Origin of the sequence: Mycobacterium sp. DL99 (genome assembly GCF_004762045.1) — a bacterium.
GTDB lineage: Bacteria > Actinomycetota > Actinomycetes > Mycobacteriales > Mycobacteriaceae > Mycobacterium.
Genome location: NZ_SJOM01000007.1, coordinates 1,034,025 through 1,052,942, shown reverse-complemented (window position 1 = coordinate 1,052,942; position 18,918 = coordinate 1,034,025). Strand labels below are relative to the sequence as shown.

Here is an 18,918-nt window from a genome sequence, read left to right as displayed (position 1 = left end):
CACTTCACGAATTCTGGACAACTGTCCGGCTGTCTCGTCTCGAACGATAGCCGCAGACAATGTCGAGCCGCAAGGGCGTACCCCATCGGACCGCAGACGACACCAGAACGCGCAGTTCATTATGGCCTTCCACGGTCCACACTTGCCCAACTGCGGCATCGTCCGATAACTTGGACATGTGTCCAGCGATACGGTGTCCGCAGTCACAGAACCAGCTCCGGAGCCAGGCAAGGAGGCGCCGCGCAACCGCCGGCAGGAGGAGACCTTCCGCAAGGTCCTGACCGCCGGAACCGAGATGCTGCGCGAATCGTCCTACGCCGATCTGACGGTGCGTGCGGTCGCCGCACGCGCCGGGGTCGCACCTGCCACGGCCTACACGTACTTCTCGTCGAAGAACCACCTGATCGCCGAGATGTACCTGGACCTGGTTCGCCAGTGCCCGTACTTCACCGACGTGAACGACTCCATGACCACCCGCGTCGACAAGGCGTTGCGTGCACTGACCCTCGTCGTCGCCGACGAACCCGAGGTCGCGGCCGCCTGCACCACAGCCCTGCTGGGCGGCGGCACCGACCCGGCGGTACGCAAGGTGCGGGACCGCATCGGCGCCGAGATCCACAAACGCATCCGTTCGGCCGTCGGGCCCGATGCCGATTCCCGGATCGTCTCCGCCCTGGAGATGACGTTCTTCGGCGCGCTGGTCAATGCAGGTAGCGGCGCCTTCACCTACCACCAGATCGCCGACCGATTGACCTACGTGGTCGGACTCGTCTTGGGAGAAGACAAATGACCTTGAGAGAAGTCGAGCTGATCCTCGACCCGTACGACTACGACTTCCACGAAGACCCGTACCCGTACTACCGCCGCCTGCGCGACGAGGCCCCGCTTTACCGCAACGACGAGCTGAAGTTCTGGGCCCTGTCCCGGCACAAGGACGTGGTCGCCGGATTCCGTAACAGCGTCGCGCTCTCCAACAAGCACGGTGTCGCCCTGGACCCGATCTCACGCAACGACGAGGCCCACCGGGTCATGTCGTTCCTGGCACTGGACGATCCAGCCCACCTGAGGCTTCGCACCCTGGTGTCCAAGGGCTTCACCCCGCGGCGCATCCGCGAGCTGGAGGGCCGGGTCACCGAGATCGCCGTGCAGCATCTGGATGAGGCGCTGCAGAGCAACAGCTTCGATTACGTCGACGATTTCGCGGGCAAGCTGCCGATGGACGTCATCTCCGAGCTGATGGGCGTGCCCGCTGAGGACCGGGTGCGCATCCGCGCGCTGGCCGACGGTGTCATGCACCGCGAGGACGGTATCGCCGACGTGCCTGAATCGGCCATCACGGCCTCGGGCGAGCTGCTGGTCTACTACGCCGACATGGTCAAACAACGGCGCAAGCGGCTCACCGACGATCTGACCTCGGCGCTGGTGGAGGCCGAGATCGACGGCGACAAGCTCACCGACGACGAGATCATGGCGTTCCTGTTCCTGATGGTGGTCGCCGGCAACGAGACCACCACGAAACTGCTTGCCAATGCCGCATATTGGGGTTTCAAGAACCCCGATCAGCTGGCCCCGGTGTTCGACGACCACGACCTGATCCAGCCGTGGATCGAGGAGACGCTGCGGTACGACACGTCCAGTCAGATCCTGGCCCGGGCGGTCGTCGAGGACATGACGTTCTACGACACCACGGTCCCGGCCGGAGATGTGCTGGTGCTGTTGGCCGGCTCGGCCAACCGCGACGAGCGGGTCTTCGAAAACCCAGACCAGTACCAGATCGGCCGTGACATCGGCTCGAAGCTGGTGAGTTTCGGCAGTGGCGCCCACTTCTGCCTGGGCGCGCACCTGGCCCGCATGGAGGCACGGGTGGCGCTGACCGAGTTGTTCAAGCGAATCCGCGGATACGAAGTGGATGAATCCGCGGCCGTGCGAGTGCATTCCAGTTCCGTACGAGGATTCGCGCACCTGCCCATTGCGGTGTCCCACCGTTGAAGCCCATCACAGTAAAGGCACGTTAAATGGCCCGTTTCGAACCCCATCCCGACCGCCGACCGGCCATCGTGGCCGGCGCGTCGTCCGGCATCGGCGCCGCCACGGCGACCGAACTGGCCGCACACGGTTTCCCGGTCGCCCTCGGTGCACGCCGCGTCGAGAAATGCCAGGAGTTGGTCGAGAAGATCAAAGCCGACGGTGGCGAGGCGATTGCGCTCCCACTCGACGTGACCGACGCCGATTCGGTCAAGTCGTTCGTGCACGGTGCCACCGAGGCGCTCGGGGACATCGAGCTGCTGGTGGCCGGTGCCGGTGACACCTACTTCGGCCAGCTCCACGAGATCAGCACCGACGAGTTCGAGAATCAGATCCAGATTCACCTCATCGGCGCCAACCGCCTTGCCACCGCGGTGCTCCCGGGCATGGTCGAGCGCCGCCGCGGTGACATCATCTTCGTCGGCTCTGATGTGTCCCTGCGGCCGCGGCCGTACATGGGCGGCTACGGCGCCGCCAAAGCCGGCCTGCTGGGCATGGCCAAGACCCTCCAGATGGAACTGGAGGGCACCGGTGTGCGCGCCTCGGTCGTCCATCCCGGGCCCACCAAGACCGCCATGGGCTGGAGCGCGCCGATGGACAAGGTCGGCGAGATGCTGGAGGACTGGGCCAAGTGGGGTCAGGCCCGCCACGACTACTTTTTGCGCGCAGCTGATCTCGCGCGGGCCATCACCTTCGTCGCGGAAACCCCCCGCGGCGGCTTCATCGCCGAACTGGAGATTCAGCCCGAGGCGCCGCTGGCCGACGTCACGGATCGCCAGAAGCTGAGAGTGGAAGGCTGAGAACGCAAATGACGAGCTCCGAACTCAAAGAAGTACAGCGCGTCTCCGGAGGCGCCGAGGAACACGGCCACCTCGAGGAGTTCCGCACCGACCCGATCGGCCTGATGAAGCGCATCCGCGAGGAGTGCGGTGACGTCGGCTGGTTCCAGCTCGCCGACAAGCAGGTCCTGTTGCTGAGCGGCGCCGAGGCCAACGAGTTCTTCTTCCGCTCCAGCGATTCGGACCTCAACCAGGCCGAGGCCTACCCGTTCATGACCCCGATCTTCGGTGAGGGCGTGGTGTTCGACGCTGATCCGGAGCGCCGGGCCGAGATGTTGCACAACACCGCGCTGCGCGGTGAGCAGATGAAGGGCCACGCCGCGACGATCGAGCGGCAGGTCCGCGGGATGATCGAGAACTGGGGCGACAGCGGCGAAATCGACCTGCTCGACTTCTTCGCCGAGCTGACCATCTACACCTCGACGGCCTGCCTGATTGGCGAGAAGTTCCGCAGCCAGCTCGATTCGCGGTTCGCCAACTACTACCACCTGCTCGAGCGCGGCACCGATCCGCTGTGCTACGTCGACCCCTACCTGCCGATCGAGAGCTTCCGCATCCGCGACGAGGCCCGGGCCAACCTGGTGGAGCTGGTGCAGGAGGTGATGAACGGCCGGATCGCCAATCCGCCCACCGACAAGAGCGATCGGGACCTGCTCGACGTGCTGGTGTCCATCAAGGACGAGGAGGGCAATCCGCGCTTCTCGGCCAATGAAGTCACCGGCATGTTCATCTCACTGATGTTCGCCGGCCACCACACCAGCTCTGGGACCTCGTCTTGGACGCTGATCGAACTGCTGCGCCATCCGGACTTCTACGCCAAGGTCCAACAGGAGCTCGACGACCTCTACGCCGACGGCCAAGAGGTGAGTTTCCATGCGCTGCGCCAGATTCCGAACCTGGACAATGCGCTCAAGGAGACCCTGCGGCTGCATCCCCCGCTGATCATCCTGATGCGGGTGGCCCAGGACGAGTTCGAGGTGGCCGGCCACCCGATCCACAAGGGCCAGATGGTGGCGGCCTCACCGGCGATCTCCAACCGAATCCCCGAGGACTTCCCCGACCCGGATGCCTTCGACCCCGACCGGTACGAGAAGCCGCGCCAGGAAGACCTCATCAACCGGTGGACCTGGATCCCGTTCGGGGCCGGCAAGCACCGCTGCGTCGGGGCGGCGTTCGCCCAGATGCAGATCAAGGCGATCTTCTCGGTCTTGTTGCGCGAGTACGAGTTCGAGATGGCACAGGCGCCCGAGACCTACCAGAACGACCATTCGAAGATGGTGGTGCAGCTGGCCCGGCCGGCCAAGGTTCGCTACCGGAAGCGGGTTTAGGAGCGCACCCATGGGTTGCTACCGCGTTGAGGTCGATGAGGATCTGTGCCAGGGCCACGCCATGTGTGAGCTCGAAGCCCCGGACGTGTTCCGGGTTCCCAAACGCGGCACCGTCGAGATCCTCGATCATGAGCCACCCGACGAGCTCCGTGGAGCCGTCGAGATGGCCGTCGAGATGTGTCCCACCCAAGCACTATTCATCAAAGAGAAGGAATGACAATGGCGTCACGCGAAGAATTGGAAGCCTGGTCGGATCGCTGGCTCAAGGCCAACCAGGAGGCCGAGACGGCCGGTGACTGGAAGCCGCTGGCCGACTTCTACACCGAAGATGCCACCTACGGCTGGAACATCGGCCCCAAGGAAGACGTGATGTGCGTCGGCCGCGACGAGATCCGCGACGTGGCGCTGGGGTTGGAGATGGAGGGCCTGGAGAACTGGGTCTACGAGTACCAGCGGGTGCTGATCGACGAGAAGCAGAACGAGATCGTCGGATTCTGGAAACAGATCGCCAACAAGGGCGACGGCACCACGAGCGAGATCTACGGCATCGGAGGCAGCTGGTTCCGGCTCAACGACGAGCTGCTCATCGAGTGGCAGCGGGACTTCTTCGATTTCGGCCACGTCCAGAAGGCGTTCATGGATCTGATCACCTCTGGCGATCTCACCCCCACCATGCAGAAGCGCATCGAGCGTTCGGTGGCCGGCGAGAAACTGCCCGGTTACTACCCGCTCGGCGAAGCCCCGGTGAAGATCTGGTAGTCCCTTGCCAAGCGGTTGCTTGGGGGTGGGTGTGACGCATGCAACTAATGGCTCTAGTCTGTGATCACCGGCTCTAGTGGAAGGCACATGTCGATGAAGACAAAAGGCGCTCTCATCTGGGAGTTCAACCAACCGTGGACGATCGAGGAGATCGAGATCGGTGACCCCGTCAAGGACGAGGTCAAGATTCAGATGGAAGCCTCGGGCATGTGCCATTCCGACCACCACCTGGTGACCGGCGACATCCCGATGGCAGGGTTCCCGGTGCTCGGCGGCCACGAGGGTGCCGGCATCGTGACCGAGGTCGGCCCGGGCGTCGACCACATCCAGCCCGGCGACCACGTCGTGCTGTCGTTCATCCCGTCCTGCGGTGAATGTCCGGCGTGTCAGGAGGGCCTGCGCAACCTGTGCGATCTGGGCGCAGGCCTGCTGGCCGGCACCGCCGTCTCCGACGGCACCCACCGCATCCACTCCGTCAAGACCGGCCAGCCCGTCATCCCGATGACTCTGCTGGGCACGTTCAGCCCGTACATGGTGGTGCACAAGAGCTCGGTCGTGAAGATCGATCCGTCCATCCCGTTCGAGGTGGCCTGCCTCGTGGGTTGTGGTGTCACCACCGGCTACGGCTCGGCCGTGCGCAGCGGTGACGTCCGCCCCGGCGACGACGTCGTGATCGTCGGTGTCGGCGGTGTCGGCACCGGTGCCCTGCAGGGTGCGCTGGCCGCCGGTGCACGCAACGTCTTCGCCGTCGACCCGGTCGAGTTCAAGCGTGACAATGCGCTGAAGTTCGGTGCCACCCACGCCTACCCCGACATCTTCTCGGCGATGGCAGGCGTCGCCGAGGTCACCCACGGCCGGATGGCGCACAAGACCATCGTCACCGTCGGTGAGCTCAAGGGCGAGGACATCGACCACTACATGAACATCACCGCCAAGGGCGGCACCGTGGTCGCCACCGCGGTCGCCAACATGGCCAGCAACGACGTGAAGCTCAACCTGTCGATGCTGACGCTGCTGCAGAAGCGCCTGCAGGGCACCATCTTCGGCGGCGGCAACCCGCACCACGACATCCCGCAGCTGCTGAGCATGTACAAGGCGGGCCGGTTGAACCTCGACGACATGGTCACCCGGCAGTACAAGCTCGAGCAGATCAACGACGGCTACGCCGACATGCTCGAGGGTCGCAACATCCGCGGCGTCATCCGCTACACGGACGCCGATCGGTAACCACTCTGCGTTTTGTGGAGCCGCAGCCGTAGCGAGAACGGCCGCGGCTCCACAACTCGGTGTGAAAGGAACACATGACCGAGACATCCACTGAGACACCTGTCGTCGTCGCTTCGCGGTCGTCGTGGAAATGCGTGCAATCCGGTGACCGCGAGGGCTGGCTGGCCCTCATGGCCGATGACATCCTGGTCGAGGACCCGATCGGCGAGGCCGTCACCAACCCCGACGGCACCGGCGTGCGCGGCAAGGAAGCCCTCGGCGCCTTCTACGACGCCAACATCGGGCCCAACGAGCTGACCGTCACGTGCGAGGAGACGTTCCCGTCCAGCTCGCCGAACGAGATCGCCTACATCCTGGTGCTGCGCACCAAGTTTCCCAACGGGTTCACCGCCACCGTGCGCGGTGTCTTCACCTACAAGGTGAACGACGAAGGCCTGATCACCAACCTGCGCGGCTACTGGAACCTGGAAGCCATGGTCTTCGCGCAGGAAGAGAACTGACCAGCGGCGCGCTCGCCGGCCGCGGCGCGATCGTGGTCGGCGGCACCCGCGGCATCGGCCTGGCCGTTGCCGAACTCCTGTCCGCCCAGGGTGCGGGCGTGGTGGTCAACGGACGCGACGCCGACGCAGCACACGCTGCAGCACAGCGGATTTCCGGCGTCCCCCACGCCGGTTCACCCGCCGACCCGCAGGTGGCCGACGCGCTCGTCGACACCTGTGTGACCGAGTTCGGCCGCGTCGACATCCTGGTCAACTGTGCCGGTACCGCAGAACCGGCCGGGTCTTCCATTCTGAATGTCACCAGCACCGAATTTCGCGAGCTGCTCGACGCGCACCTGGGCACGGTGTTCGAGACCTGCCGTGCGGTCGCACCGAAGATGGTGGCCCAAGGGGGCGGCACCATCGTCAACACCAGTTCCTTCGCCTTCCTCGGCGATTACGGCGGCAGCGGCTATCCGGCGGGCAAGGGTGCGGTCAACGGACTGACGCTGGCCATCGCCGCCGAGCTCAAGGAGCACGGGGTCCGGGCCAACGTGGTGTGCCCGGGAGCCCGCACCCGGCTCTCCACCGGATCGGACTATGAGCAGCACATCGCCGAACTCAACCGGCGCGGCCTGCTCGACGACGTCAGCATGCAGGGCGCGCTGGATGCGGCACCGCCGGAATACGTGGCCCCGACCTACGCGTACCTGGTCAGCGACCAGGCCCAAGACGTGACCGGCCGCATCTTCATCGCGGCGGGCGGGTTCATCGGCGAATTCGCCCGGCCCTCAACCGGTTTCATCGGGTTCCGGGACCACAACAGCACGCCGCCGTGGACGGTCGAGGAACTGCACGAGACCATCTCCGGGACGTGACCGGAGTTCAGGACGCTTCGCGCTCGCGCTTGGCGGCCTCGCGCGCGAGCAGCCGATCACGCTGCTCCTCGAACTTGACCACCTTTGTCTGCAGGTCTTCCAGGAACGCCGCCAGCTGATCGCGACGGGCCTCACCGGCGGCACTGAAGTCATCGCGCTCGAAGATCCGCCACTTGCGCAGGTTCGGCATGACCACTTCTTCGAGGTGCTGGCGCAGGTCGTAGATCCCGTGCTTGGCCATCAACACACCGTTGCGGCGGAAGTCCGGCATCCCCTGTCCCGGCATCCGGAAGTTCTCGACGACAGCGCCGACCGCGTCCAGGGCTTGGTCGGGCGAAAGGTCGAGGGCGGCCTCGCACATGTTCCGGTAGAAGATCATGTGCAGGTTCTCGTCCGCTGCGATGCGCTGCAGGAGCCGGTCGGCGATCGGATCGTCACAGACCTTGCCGGTGTTGCGGTGGCTGACCCGGGTGGCCAGCTCCTGGAAGGTCACGTACGCGACCGACATCAGGAATTCGGAGTTGTGCATCGCCCGCTCTTCGTCCGTGGACGTGAAGCCGTTGGTCACGTGCTCCATGCGGGCCTGCTCCAGCGCGACGAGATCGACGCCGCGGGTGACCACCAGATAGTCCCGAATCGCGATGCCGTGCCGATTCTCCTCGGCGGTCCAGCGATTCACCCAGGCTCCCCAGGGTCCGTCCTGGGAGAAACTTCCGGCAGCTTCACGGTGATACGACGGCAGGTTGTCCTCGGTGAGCAGGTTGGTGATCATCGCCGCCCGGGCCACGTCGCTCAGCTGCGATTGCTCTAGATCCCAGTCCTTGCCACCGGCGGCGGCGAAGCTGCTGCCCGACTCCCACGGGATGTAATCGTGCGGATACCAGTCCTTGGTGGTGGCCAGGTGGCGGTTGAGGTTTACCTCGGCTATCTGCTCCAGCTCAGCCTGCAAAACCGCATCGGTCAGCTCCTGCTGCATGAATCCCCTTAAAGCCGATATGTGACCACATCGGACTAGCTAAAATCCCCCGCCCATCCAGCAAAGATAGAGCACGATCGGCCTCAACGACGACTCCACGGGCAGCGCCAAACTCTCAGCGGGCCCAGATCGGGCGCTCACTATGCTTGCGACCATGGCGTCCGTCTTCACGAAGATCATCAACGGAGAACTGCCCGGGCGATTCGTCTACGAAGACGATGAGATCGTCGCGTTCCTGACCATCGCACCGATGACGCAGGGCCACACGCTGGTGGTTCCCCGGGCCGAGATCGACAACTGGCAGGACGTCGAACCCGCGGTGTTCAGCCGGGTGATGGAGGTGTCACAGCTGATCGGCAAGGCCGTGTGCCAGGCGTTCGGTGCCCAACGTGCCGGCGTGATCATCGCCGGCCTCGAGGTGCCGCACCTGCATGTGCACGTGTTCCCGGCCTACAACCTCGCCGACTTCGGTTTCGCTCACGTCGATCACAACCCGTCGGCCGAATCCCTCGACGCGGCGCAGGCGAAGATCAAAGCCGCACTGGCAGCTCTGCAATCCTCGGCAAGCTGACGGTGAACCGGCAGCCCTGACCGGGCGCCGTGGTGACCTTGACCGTGCCGCCGTGGGCCAGCACCAGGGAATGCACGATCGACAGGCCAAGCCCGGTGCCGCCGCTCGCGCGCGTGCGTGAGGTATCCGCGCGGTAGAACCGTTCGAATACCCGGCGCGCGTCGTCCTGGCTCATGCCGGGCCCTTCGTCGCACACCTCGATGATGGCGTGGTCGTCGTCGGTGCCCACCCGCACCGTGATCCCGGCAGTTTCCGGGGTGTGCTGCACCGCGTTGGCGACCAGATTGCTCAGCACCTGGCGCAACCGGGCCTCGTCGCCGAGCACCTCGGGGGTCCCGGGGCCGTCGAACACCTCCATGCGCACCCGACGGCTCGGGGCGATCGACTGCGTGTCGTGCACGGCATCGGTGGCCAGGGTCAACAGGTCGACCCGATGCTGATCCAGCGGCCGCTGCGCGTCCAGGCGGGCCAGCAGCAGAAGATCCTCGACCAGCAGGCCCATCCGCCGGGACTCGCTTTCGATCCGGCCCATCAGCATCTCGACGTCGCGGGCGGCCCCCTGGCGGTACAGCTCGGCGAATCCGCGGATCGTGGTGAGCGGGGTGCGCAGCTCGTGGCTCGCGTCGGTGATGAAGCGGCGCATCCGTTCCTCGGAGGTGCGCGCCTGCTCGGCGGAGTCTTCCGACGACGCCATCGCCCGTTGGATCTGCGCGAGCATGCCGTTGAGTGCCGAAGACAGCCGCCCCACTTCGGTACGCGGATCCCGTTCGGGGACACGACGATCCAACTGGCCGGCCGCGATGGCCGCGGCGGTGCGTTCCACCTCGACCAGTGGGCGCAGGCTGCGGTGCACGACGGCGTAGCCGACGATGCCGAGGACCACCAGCACCACCGTGCCGATGCCGACCTGCGACCAGATCAACGCGCGTACCGACGACTGCACGTCGGACAGGTCGATCGCGACCGTGGTGAGTTCACCGTTGGGGCCCTCCACGGTCATGGCCCGCCACTGCACGTCGGAATCGCCGACGGATTTGACGGTCACCGGCGCCGGACCGACGTTGTTGTCGTCGGGCAGTGCGGGTTCGGCCTCGCGGTCGTTGATCGCGATCCAGGTCCGGCCGTCCTGATCGACGCCGCGGACGTAGAAGTTCGACGGCGGGCGTGCTGGGTTCGGCCCCTCCAGGGGGGTCATGGGCAGTTGGCGCGGCTCCTGGGCCCAGCTTCCCGCGGCGTCGAGAAGCGTCTGATCGATGCGGCTCACCTCGGTGTGCCGCATGATCGAGGTCACCGCGACGCCGGAGGCCAGCAGTCCGCACGCCACCAGAACCAGTGCGACGGCCACCAGTCCGACCCGCAACGGCACACCGTGCCGCTCTACCCGGTCAAACACTCCAAAAGTATGCCGCCGATGAACGGACCTCAGCGCGGCTCACGCAAAACGTAACCGACCCCGCGCAGCGTGTGCAGCAGGCGCTTGTCGCCGGTGTCGATCTTGCGGCGCAGGTAGGACACGTAGGACTCGACGACATTGACGTCGCCACCGAAGTCGTAACGCCACACGTGGTCGAGAATCTTCGGCTTCGACAGCACCGTGCCCGCGTTGATGATGAAGTAGCGCAGCAGGGTGAACTCGGTCGGCGACAGCGAGACCGGCTCGCCCGCCTTCCACACCTCGTGCGTGTCCTCGTCGAGCTCGATGTCGGCGAACGACAGCTTGGCATTGCGGGGTTCCTCGACGCCCCGGCCGGACCGGCGCAGGATCACCCGCAGCCGAGCGACGACCTCTTCGAGGCTGAACGGCTTGGTCACGTAGTCGTCGCCACCGAGGGTCAGCCCGGCGATCTTGTCCTGCAGGCTGTCGCGGGCGGTGAGGAACAGCGCGGGCGCGTCGATGCCGTCGGCGCGCAGCCGGCGCAGCAGCCCGAAGCCGTCCATGCCGGGCATCATCACGTCCAGGATCACCGCGTCGGGGCGGACTTCCCTCGCTTTGTCGAGGGCAGCGGCGCCATTGGATGCGGTGTGGACCTCGAAACCCTGGAACTTCAGGCTGACGGACAGCAGCTCCACAATGTTGGCCTCGTCGTCGACGACGAGGATCCGGGCTTCGGGGACGCTCTCAGGAACTGCAGGCATGGCCATTCCCTGATGTTGATGGTGCCTCTTGAACTCAACCTGCATGCACGCTGTGCACTTCCTGTGAGTTTAGCTGTGACGCGGGTAACTACACTGACGCCCATGAACCTCGGCAAGACGCTGGTCCAGGTTGCTACCGCGCCCGTGCGAATCGGGCTGGCCGTGGCCGACGCCGGACTCGGCATCGCCAACGAGACCCTCAATGCGGTGCAGCGCAGCTTCACCGATGCGAACCCGCTCAACGGCAGGTCATCGATGGCCTCACTGTTCGGTATCGACGATGCGGTGGAGCGGGCGAACCGGTTGGCGCGGCTGCTGGACGACGACGCGCCGCTGGGTCGGGCACTGGCGCCCGATGGCCCGATCAACCGTTTGCTGCGGCCGGGCGGGCTGGTCGACCAGCTGACGGCCGAGGGCGGCCTGCTGGACCGGCTGACCGCAGACAACGGCGCGGTGGCCCGGGCGGTGGCCCCCGGAGGCCTGGTGGATCAGGTCACCCTGGAAGGCGGCCTGCTGGACCGGCTGACCACCGAGGACGGCGCGGTGTCCAGGGTGATCGCGCCGGGCGGGCTGGCCGATCAACTGCTGGCCAACGACGGACTGTTCGAGCGGGTGCTGCGCGAGGACGGGGTGGCCGACCGCCTGCTGGCCGAGGGCGGCCTGCTCGACACCCTGACCGATCCCGACGGCCCGCTGCTCAAACTCGCCGACGTCGCCGACACCCTGAATCGACTGGCACCCGGGCTCGAGGCCCTGGCCCCCACGATCGACGCACTGCACGACGCCGTTATCACGCTGAGCCAGGTGGTCAATCCACTGAGCAACATCGCCGACCGCATCCCGCTGCCGCGACGCTCGTCCCGGCGGACCTCCCCACGGCCGGTCGCCTCGCAGCGAGTTATCGACGCCGACGACTGACCCGCTAAGCTAGGGCGCGTTCCACCCGCCTCCGTAGCTCAGTGGTAGAGCAACGCTCTTGTAAAGCGTAGGCCGTCAGTTCAATCCTGACCGGGGGCTCCACGCATCGATTTGGTTGTCGGTGCTTGTCAGTAATTTCCCCATGTGAGGCTCTGTCGCGGCTGTGGTTCACCGTTGGAGAAGCGCAGCCAGAAGATCTATTGCAGTAACGGCATGTCAGGCCGCGTCTCGCAGCTCCCGACGTACAAGAGCCGCAACCGTGGCAATGGCCGCCATTTCCGCCGAGAGCGCTACGCCAACGGGCAGTCCTACCAGGAGACCAGGCCGCGGCCGATCATCACGAAGGCCGCCAGGGCGAAGAGCACGGTGTTGGCCAGCACATTCCGGGGTTCGTGTAGTCGGCTGTGCGCCCACGCTGCGCCCACCATCACCACGCACAACCCGGCGGCGGCCAGCGGCGTGAGTACCGCACCGATTCCGGTGAGTCCGGGCGCGATCAGCCCGATCACAGCGAGAAGTTCCATCAAGGCGGTGAAGCGGACCACCGGCATGGGAAACACGGCCACCCCGGTTTGACCGGTGTCCAGCAGTCGCTCGCGTGTCATGGTGAGTTTGGCGGTGCCGGATACGGCGAATACTGCGGCCAAGGTCAACTGGGCGGCCCATAGCGCGATGTTCATGGCGGTGTCCCTTCTGTTTTGGGTATCTAGACCGTTGACGAAGGACGGTGCCCGGATGTGACACCACATGGCCGGTGTCACAAATGAACGCCGCGCATCGTCTAAGGGAGTGAGGACAAACCGCTTTCGGGGAGATGCCATGGCAGACGACACCGGCTACGAGACGATCCGTTACGGCCGCCGAGCGCACGTCGGCACGCTCACGTTGAATCGGCCCGCCAAGCTGAACGCGCTGAATCCGCAAATGCGAACGGAACTCGGTCATCTCGGTACACGGCTGGCCGAAGACGATGAGTTGCACTGCCTGGTGGTGGCGGGCGCGGGCAGGTCGTTCTCGGCGGGGCTCGATCTGGCGGAGGCGATGACGGGCACGCTGGCCCGGTTCGCCGACCGGGACCCCGACGACGAAGAAACCATCGAACTGGGCCTCGAGGTGGCAGGCGTCTTCGAGTTCATCCCAGAACTGCGGTGCCCCAGCGTCGCCGCCGTCCACGGCCACGCCTATGGCGCGGGCCTGCAACTGGCCCTGGCCTGTGACTTCCGGATTTTTGCCGAAGGCGCACGCGTCGGCCTCATCGAGGGGCGCTACGGCCTGCTGCCCGACATGGGTGCCACCTTCCGGTTGCCGCGCATCATCGGTGAGGCTCGAGCGCGGGAATTGATCCTGCTCGGCGAGATCATCGACGCTGCCGAGGCATTCCGGATCGGGTTGGCCAATCGCATTGTCCCCGATGGCCAACTCGATTCTGCGGTGACCGAATTCGCCGAGCGACTGGCCGCCCAACCGCCGACGGCTGTCCGCGGCGCGCGAGCAGCCATCGATGCCGGCTGGCGCCTGGACTCCGCGACGAGTCTGCGAATGGCCGTCGCCGCACAGGCTCGATGCCTCGCCTCGGACGAGTTCAAGGGTGTCCTTCGACCGAGCGGATCGACATCGCGCTGACGGGCGGTCAAACCCGGGTGGTCAGCTTCCGAAGTGTCTGGTATTCGCTTTCCTTGTACGGGCGCCCATCGGGTTGCAGCAGATCGCTGAACCACACGTTCGGAACCTTGGTGTAGGGCTTATCCCACGAATCCCACGGGAAATAGGTCTGGGTCTTTCCGGCCACCAACCCCCAGCTGTAGGCACCGACGTTGTGCCGCTTGGCAACCGGCAGCACGCCTTCGACCGTGCTGCCCTGATCCCGGGCCAGGTACTCGGTGCACAGGATCGGCCGGCCCAGTGGGGCGAGTTCGGCGATGCGGGCCTCGAATTCGTCGGGGCCCGCGTAGGAGTGGAAGGAGATGACGTCGGAGTTGTCGAGCTGGAAGTTGTCCATCTCGCTGCGGCTGCCGCGATCCCAGCTGCCTTGCCACACACCGCTGGTCAACGGCTGCACGGCATTGACCGAACGTGCCCAACCGAACACCTGGGGCAGCAGACCTCCGACGGCGTCGATCTTGTCCTTGCGCTCGACCTTGCGGTATTGCTTCGCAGGATTGTCCGGCTCGTTCCAGAGGTCCCAGCCCAGGACCCGGTTGTCGTTGCGGAACTGGCTCATCACACCGACCACGTAATCACGCAGAGCGGGGCGGTAGCGAGGGTCGTCGATACGTTGTGCGCCCGGGCTCTGCACCCAGCCGGAGTTGTGCACGCCGGGCGTCGGTGCCCGCTGCGCCCCGAGCTGTGGGTGCGGATCCCAGCACGAATCGAAGAAGACGAACAGCGGCTTGATTCCTTGACGCGCCGCGATCCCGACGAATTGGGCGAGCCGGCTTTGGAATCCCGATCGGTCCTGCGCCCACAGCAGGTCGTGCAGGAAGACCCGTACGGTGTTGAACCCGAGGAGTCGGCACGCGCCCAACTCACTGTCGATGCGCCGCGCATCATAGGTGCCCGGCGAGAACATCTCGATCTGGTTGATCGCGTTCGACGTGATGAAGTTGGTGCCGACGAGCCAGCCCTGCGCCTGGTACCACGCGTTGGCACGCTCAACCGGCCACTGGCCCGCTGCTGCGGTCGCGCGAGGAATCACGGGAAGTGTGCTCAAAGCCGCGGATGCTGCCAGTACCAGCGGGATCTTGAGGGCCGTTCGACGGTGCACTCAGTCGAACATAGTGGCGCCCAGCAAATACCCCGGGCTCACGTATCACATTGCAACCATTGAGGTTTCATATCGTTATCAACTCGGCACCCTCAGAGCCGGCCCACCGTGAAATCCGCTGCCTGGCCCGGCATCCCGTTGAACACGTACGCGGTGTGCGCGAAGTTGGGTACCCCGGCGGGTGTTCCGTCGCAGATGGTGTCGCCGGGCTCGCACAACTCGATGGTCTTGTCCTTGTATCGCGGGCCGATCACCATCGGCGGTGCGCCGATATCGCGAATGAACTCGGTTGACGGCGCGCCCAGCAGCACCACCGTGGCCACGTGGTCGGCGATCTCGGGCGCCATGGGCTCTGGAATGTACTGCTTGTATTCGGGCGGGATCCCGTCAGGCACGGTGGCGGCGGTGGCATAGGCCGCTACCGCGGCGCCCTGGGAGTAGCCGCCCAGCACCATCTTCGTCTTGGGGCAGTCCCTGGCCGTGGCCTCGATATGGTCGGTCGCATTCCGGATACCGTCGACGACTGTCCTGGCGAACTCGATCCGGTCGCCGAAGTTCCCGCTGGCCTGATAGTTCACCGGGTAGACCTCGATCGAACGCTCCCCGGCACGCGCACGCAGCGCGTCGACGAAGGTTTGTCCCGGTCCGCCGACCCCCGGTGGCTCGTAGGTGCCGCGGGCGAACACCACCTCGACGTCGGGGCACGGCTGTGCGGATGCGGTGGGCAGTGGTGCGATCGGTACGGCGCAAGCGGCGATCAGCACCGCGCCATGGACCAGTTTCAAGACGTTCATTTGCGACTCCACGCGAACCGGATCGTTCGAACGTTTTCAGTTCCCCATGCTGGCACATCCGAAACCTGGATGACAGGGTCCGCAAATATTGACGGGGACTTATCCCAGCGGCACGTCCAGATAGGGCCGAGGATCGGCCGCTCCCGGGCCGTCGAAGTGCCACCACTCCCCCGGGTATACGGCCAGCCCACCCACGCCCATGACCTCGCGCAACCGGGCCCGGTTGGCCTGGGCCGCCGGGCTCACCCCGTCGGTGGCGTAGGCCAGGCTGCGCGGGGTGAAGTCGTCGAACCCGGTGCCCATGTCAGCCCCGGCGATCGTCACGTCCACAGAGCGGCCTGCCTCGTGGCTGCGTGCATACGCTGACGGCCGGGCCACCCAGTTCGGGTTGGACACCACCTCGAACATCTTGACCTGTACCTCGTGTGGCCGATAGCAGTCCCAGAACACCAGGGTCTGCGGTCGCAGCGCGGCCGCAGCAGCCGCCAACCCGGGGGCCATCGACTCGTGGACCAGGCACGGCGCCCCGGGCGGGTAGAGCCTTTGACCGACGAAGTTGTCGCTGGTCGCGTACCGCAGGTCGATCACCGCGTCGGGGACGATTGAGCGCACGTCGACCAGGCCCGCCTCGGCCGCCGGCCTGGCGGACGACGCCGGCGCCGAGGCGACCGGGACGGCGATGGCGGCGGTCGTCAGCACTGTGAGCGCCAGCAGCCGGGTCCGTGCGGAAATGACACTCTCTTCTTCAGGCATGTTGCTTTCCGATGTACGATAACCACACTCTTATTCAGCGTCGGAGCCTCCGGCGGCCATTTACTTACGCGCAGAAGTAACCGACGGATTGGAGCGATCCTATGGCGTCAGCCGTACCGGAGACCGTCGCAACCCGCTATGCCGGCAGACGGGTCGAGCGGGTCGAAGACACCCGCCTGCTCACCGGACGCGGTACGTACGTCGACGACATCACACGGCCCGGCATGTTGCACGCCTGCTTCGTCCGCAGCCCCTACGCGCATGCGAAGTTCACCGTCATCGATGCCGCCGCAGCCCTGGCGCTGCCCGGCGTATATGCGGTGCTCACCGCCGCCGACCTGAACCCTGAGGTCAAAGAGGCCTGGCATGCCGTCGCGGGCAAGGATGTCGCCGATACCCCACGGCCACCCCTGGCCGAGGGCGAGGTCAAGTTCGTCGGGGATCCGGTGGCGCTCGTCATCGCCGAGAACCGCTACATCGCCGAGGACGCGGTCGATCTGGTCGACGTCGACTACGAGCCACTGCCCGCGATCGCCGACTTCCGGCAGGCCCTCACCTCCGAGGTGTCCGTTCACGAGGCTTTCCCCGACAACAACGCCGGCGGCTTGGCCGGCATGCCGCCCGACGAAGAGGTCTTCGGCTCCGCCGCGCATGTGGTGAAAGAGCACGTCTACCAGCAGATGCACGTGCCGGTGCCGATCGAGACGCGCGGCATGGTCACCGAATGGTCGGCGACCTCCGGCGAGCTGACCATCTGGGCCTCCACCCAGACCCCGCACGAACTGCGAGCCTTCGCGGCCCGGCTGCTCGGCATCCCGGCCCAACATGTGCGGGTCATCATGCGCGACACCGGCGGCGGATTCGGCCAGAAGGTCGTCCCGATGCGCGAGGACATGTGCATCATGCTGGCCGCCCGCAAAGTTCCCACGGCGCTCAAGTGGATCGAGGACCGCCGCGAGAACCTGATGTCGGCCGGTCAGTCCCGCCACGTCGACGGCGACGTGCGCATGGCTTTCGATGACGACGGCACCATCCTGGCGGCCGACATCGACTTCATTCAGGACGTCGGCTCGTACCCGACCCCGTACCCCGTGCTGACCACCGCGGCCATCGGCATGTTCTTCCCCGGCCCGTACCGCGTGCCCAAGGCCAGCTTCAGCTACAAGACGGTGTTCTCTAACACCGCGGGCCTGCACGCCTACCGCGGGCCGTGGCAGTACGAAACCCTCACCCGCGAAATACTTCTCGACATCGCCGCCCGCAAGATGGGCATGGATCCCGTCGACCTGCGGCGCAAGAATCTCCTGCGCCGCGACGAGATGCCGTACTTCAACCCCAACGGCATGCCCTATGACCACGTCGCCCCGATCGAGACCTTCGAGCAGGCCGTCAAGATCCTCGACCACGAGGGCTTCCGAAAGGAGCAGGCCGAGGCGCTGGCCCAGGGCCGCTACCTCGGGCTGGGCTTCTCGGCCTACATCGAGCCGACCGGTGCGGCCACGGGGCACCTGGCCAGCGAGGGATGCACGATCCGGATGGAGCCGACCGGCAAGATCAACGTGTACGTCAACGGCGGGTCCACCGGAAACAGCTTGGAAACCACCGTCATCCAGCTCACCGCCGACGCTCTGGGCGCCGACATCGACGACGTCGCCACCATCCAGGGCGATACCGCGGTGACCCCCTACGGTGCAGGCACCCAGGGCAGCCGCAGCGCCCCGATGACCGCGGGCGCGGTCAACGAGGCCGGCACCATCCTGCGCAACCAACTGGTCGCGATGGCCGCCGCACGCCTGGGCGTCGAGGAATCCGAGATCGAACTCGGCGGGTCGAAGGCGATTGCGCGCAACGATCCCGAAAAGAGTGTCAGCTTCGCCGATCTGGCCTTCCGCGCCCGCTACGAGCCGCAGATGCTGCCGCCGGGCATGTCAGCGTCATTGGAGGCCACCGCCCGCTACACCGCACCGCCGACCGCCCCGATCCACTGGGCCAATGCCACCCACGCCTGTACCTGTGAGGTCGACGTGGTCACCGGGCACGTCACCCTCACGCGCTACATCGTCAGCGAGGATGTCGGCCCGATGATCAACCCCAACGTGGTCGAAGGCCAGATCGCCGGCGGCACCGCCCAGGGCATCGGCGGCGCGCTGCTGGAGAAGCTGTCCTACGACGACGCCGGAAACCCGCTGTCCTCAACATTCGTGGACTATCTGCTACCCACCGCCACCGAGGTCCCGACGATCGAGTACGGCCACGTCGAGATCCCCGGCCCCGGCGTCGGCGGCTACAAGGGTGCGGGCGAGGGCGGTGCCATCGGCTCGACGCCCGCGGTGATCAACGCGGTGAACGACGCGTTGGCCCCGCTCGGCGTCACCCTGACCACCCTGCCCGCCACCCCGTGGGCCATCGTCGAAGCCATCGAGCAGGCGCAGGAACCCCGCTCGCAGGAGAACCAAGGAAGGGATCACTGA

At 66.0% G+C, this 18,918-nt stretch carries 20 protein-coding genes, 1 tRNA gene and 1 pseudogene; 15 read left to right on the top strand and 7 right to left on the bottom strand.

Features of this window, described 5'->3' with window-relative positions:
• Positions 1 to 178 precede the first annotated feature (178 nt).
• From EYZ64_RS05185 to EYZ64_RS05145, 9 genes are all read left to right on the top strand, one after another.
• The gene (locus tag EYZ64_RS05185) at positions 179 to 790 is read left to right on the top strand and encodes a TetR family transcriptional regulator (RefSeq protein WP_135452418.1); all 612 of its coding nucleotides are present in this window, start codon (positions 179 to 181) and stop codon (positions 788 to 790) included.
• Positions 787 to 1,989 carry a cytochrome P450 gene (locus EYZ64_RS05180; protein WP_135452415.1) on the top strand — a complete coding sequence of 401 codons (1,203 nt, stop codon included), beginning with the start codon at positions 787 to 789 and terminating at the stop codon, positions 1,987 to 1,989. The genes EYZ64_RS05185 and EYZ64_RS05180 overlap by 4 nt, the downstream gene beginning before the upstream one ends.
• A gap of 26 nt (positions 1,990 to 2,015) precedes the next feature.
• Positions 2,016 to 2,825 carry an SDR family oxidoreductase gene (locus tag EYZ64_RS05175; protein ID WP_135452413.1) on the top strand — a complete coding sequence of 270 codons (810 nt, stop codon included), beginning with the start codon at positions 2,016 to 2,018 and terminating at the stop codon, positions 2,823 to 2,825.
• Positions 2,826 to 2,833: 8 nt separating this feature from the next.
• Positions 2,834 to 4,192: a lanosterol 14-alpha demethylase gene (cyp51, locus tag EYZ64_RS05170; protein ID WP_135452410.1), complete on the top strand. Its 1,359-nt coding sequence runs from the start codon at positions 2,834 to 2,836 to the stop codon at positions 4,190 to 4,192.
• A gap of 10 nt (positions 4,193 to 4,202) precedes the next feature.
• On the top strand, positions 4,203 to 4,409 hold the full coding sequence (gene fdx / locus EYZ64_RS05165) for a ferredoxin Fdx (RefSeq protein ID WP_135452408.1): 207 nt from the start codon (positions 4,203 to 4,205) through the stop codon (positions 4,407 to 4,409).
• A 2-nt stretch (positions 4,410 to 4,411) separates the two neighbouring features.
• On the top strand, positions 4,412 to 4,951 hold the full coding sequence (locus EYZ64_RS05160; RefSeq protein ID WP_135452405.1) for a nuclear transport factor 2 family protein: 540 nt from the start codon (positions 4,412 to 4,414) through the stop codon (positions 4,949 to 4,951).
• Between the two features lie 93 nt (positions 4,952 to 5,044).
• Positions 5,045 to 6,178, top strand: coding sequence for an NDMA-dependent alcohol dehydrogenase (locus tag EYZ64_RS05155; protein WP_135459823.1), 1,134 nt, complete (start codon positions 5,045 to 5,047; stop codon positions 6,176 to 6,178).
• A gap of 74 nt (positions 6,179 to 6,252) precedes the next feature.
• Entirely contained in the window at positions 6,253 to 6,678 is a 426-nt protein-coding gene (locus EYZ64_RS05150; protein WP_135452403.1) for a nuclear transport factor 2 family protein, read from the top strand.
• A 29-nt stretch (positions 6,679 to 6,707) separates the two neighbouring features.
• On the top strand, positions 6,708 to 7,535 hold the full coding sequence (locus EYZ64_RS05145; RefSeq protein ID WP_135459822.1) for an SDR family NAD(P)-dependent oxidoreductase: 828 nt from the start codon (positions 6,708 to 6,710) through the stop codon (positions 7,533 to 7,535).
• 7 nt (positions 7,536 to 7,542) lie between these two features.
• Here the strand turns inward: EYZ64_RS05145 and EYZ64_RS05140 are convergent, their stop codons facing one another.
• Positions 7,543 to 8,511: an acyl-ACP desaturase gene (locus EYZ64_RS05140; RefSeq protein WP_135452401.1), complete on the bottom strand. Its 969-nt coding sequence runs from the start codon at positions 8,509 to 8,511 to the stop codon at positions 7,543 to 7,545.
• Positions 8,512 to 8,665: 154 nt separating this feature from the next.
• Between EYZ64_RS05140 and EYZ64_RS05135 the strand changes: the two genes are divergently transcribed.
• On the top strand, positions 8,666 to 9,082 hold the full coding sequence (locus tag EYZ64_RS05135; RefSeq protein WP_167857710.1) for an HIT family protein: 417 nt from the start codon (positions 8,666 to 8,668) through the stop codon (positions 9,080 to 9,082).
• Here EYZ64_RS05135 and EYZ64_RS05130 read toward each other — a convergent pair.
• Both EYZ64_RS05130 and EYZ64_RS05125 read right to left on the bottom strand, forming a co-directional pair.
• On the bottom strand, positions 9,042 to 10,475 hold the full coding sequence (locus tag EYZ64_RS05130; RefSeq protein ID WP_135452396.1) for a sensor histidine kinase: 1,434 nt from the start codon (positions 10,473 to 10,475) through the stop codon (positions 9,042 to 9,044). The genes EYZ64_RS05135 and EYZ64_RS05130 overlap by 41 nt on opposite strands.
• A gap of 29 nt (positions 10,476 to 10,504) precedes the next feature.
• Positions 10,505 to 11,224, bottom strand: coding sequence for a response regulator transcription factor (locus tag EYZ64_RS05125; RefSeq protein ID WP_135452394.1), 720 nt, complete (start codon positions 11,222 to 11,224; stop codon positions 10,505 to 10,507).
• A gap of 96 nt (positions 11,225 to 11,320) precedes the next feature.
• Between EYZ64_RS05125 and EYZ64_RS05120 the strand changes: the two genes are divergently transcribed.
• From EYZ64_RS05120 to EYZ64_RS32725, 3 genes and pseudogenes are all read left to right on the top strand, one after another.
• On the top strand, positions 11,321 to 12,136 hold the full coding sequence (locus EYZ64_RS05120; RefSeq protein ID WP_135452392.1) for a hypothetical protein: 816 nt from the start codon (positions 11,321 to 11,323) through the stop codon (positions 12,134 to 12,136).
• A gap of 27 nt (positions 12,137 to 12,163) precedes the next feature.
• Positions 12,164 to 12,238 (top strand) — tRNA-Thr (locus EYZ64_RS05115).
• A 126-nt stretch (positions 12,239 to 12,364) separates the two neighbouring features.
• A pseudogene (locus EYZ64_RS32725) lies at positions 12,365 to 12,448 on the top strand (HNH endonuclease); the annotation flags it as partial.
• Here EYZ64_RS32725 and EYZ64_RS05110 read toward each other — a convergent pair.
• A complete protein-coding gene (locus tag EYZ64_RS05110) occupies positions 12,445 to 12,816 on the bottom strand; it encodes a DoxX family protein (RefSeq protein ID WP_135452389.1) in 372 nt (123 codons plus the stop codon). The pseudogene EYZ64_RS32725 and the gene EYZ64_RS05110 overlap by 4 nt on opposite strands.
• 139 nt (positions 12,817 to 12,955) lie before the next feature.
• Between EYZ64_RS05110 and EYZ64_RS05105 the strand changes: the two genes are divergently transcribed.
• Positions 12,956 to 13,759, top strand: a complete 804-nt coding sequence (locus tag EYZ64_RS05105; RefSeq protein WP_167857709.1) for an enoyl-CoA hydratase/isomerase family protein — start codon at positions 12,956 to 12,958, stop codon at positions 13,757 to 13,759.
• Between the two features lie 7 nt (positions 13,760 to 13,766).
• On the opposite strand, the gene EYZ64_RS05100 is transcribed toward EYZ64_RS05105, so the two are convergent.
• The 3 genes from EYZ64_RS05100 to EYZ64_RS05090 form a co-directional block, all read right to left on the bottom strand.
• Entirely contained in the window at positions 13,767 to 14,846 is a 1,080-nt protein-coding gene (locus EYZ64_RS05100; protein ID WP_135459821.1) for a glycoside hydrolase 5 family protein, read from the bottom strand.
• 146 nt (positions 14,847 to 14,992) lie between these two features.
• The gene (locus tag EYZ64_RS05095; protein ID WP_135452385.1) at positions 14,993 to 15,694 is read right to left on the bottom strand and encodes a cutinase family protein; all 702 of its coding nucleotides are present in this window, start codon (positions 15,692 to 15,694) and stop codon (positions 14,993 to 14,995) included.
• Positions 15,695 to 15,793: 99 nt separating this feature from the next.
• Entirely contained in the window at positions 15,794 to 16,447 is a 654-nt protein-coding gene (locus tag EYZ64_RS05090; RefSeq protein ID WP_286174631.1) for a M15 family metallopeptidase, read from the bottom strand.
• 101 nt (positions 16,448 to 16,548) lie between these two features.
• On the opposite strand from EYZ64_RS05090, the gene EYZ64_RS05085 reads away from it, so the two are divergent.
• Positions 16,549 to 18,918, top strand: coding sequence for a xanthine dehydrogenase family protein molybdopterin-binding subunit (locus EYZ64_RS05085; protein WP_135452382.1), 2,370 nt, complete (start codon positions 16,549 to 16,551; stop codon positions 18,916 to 18,918).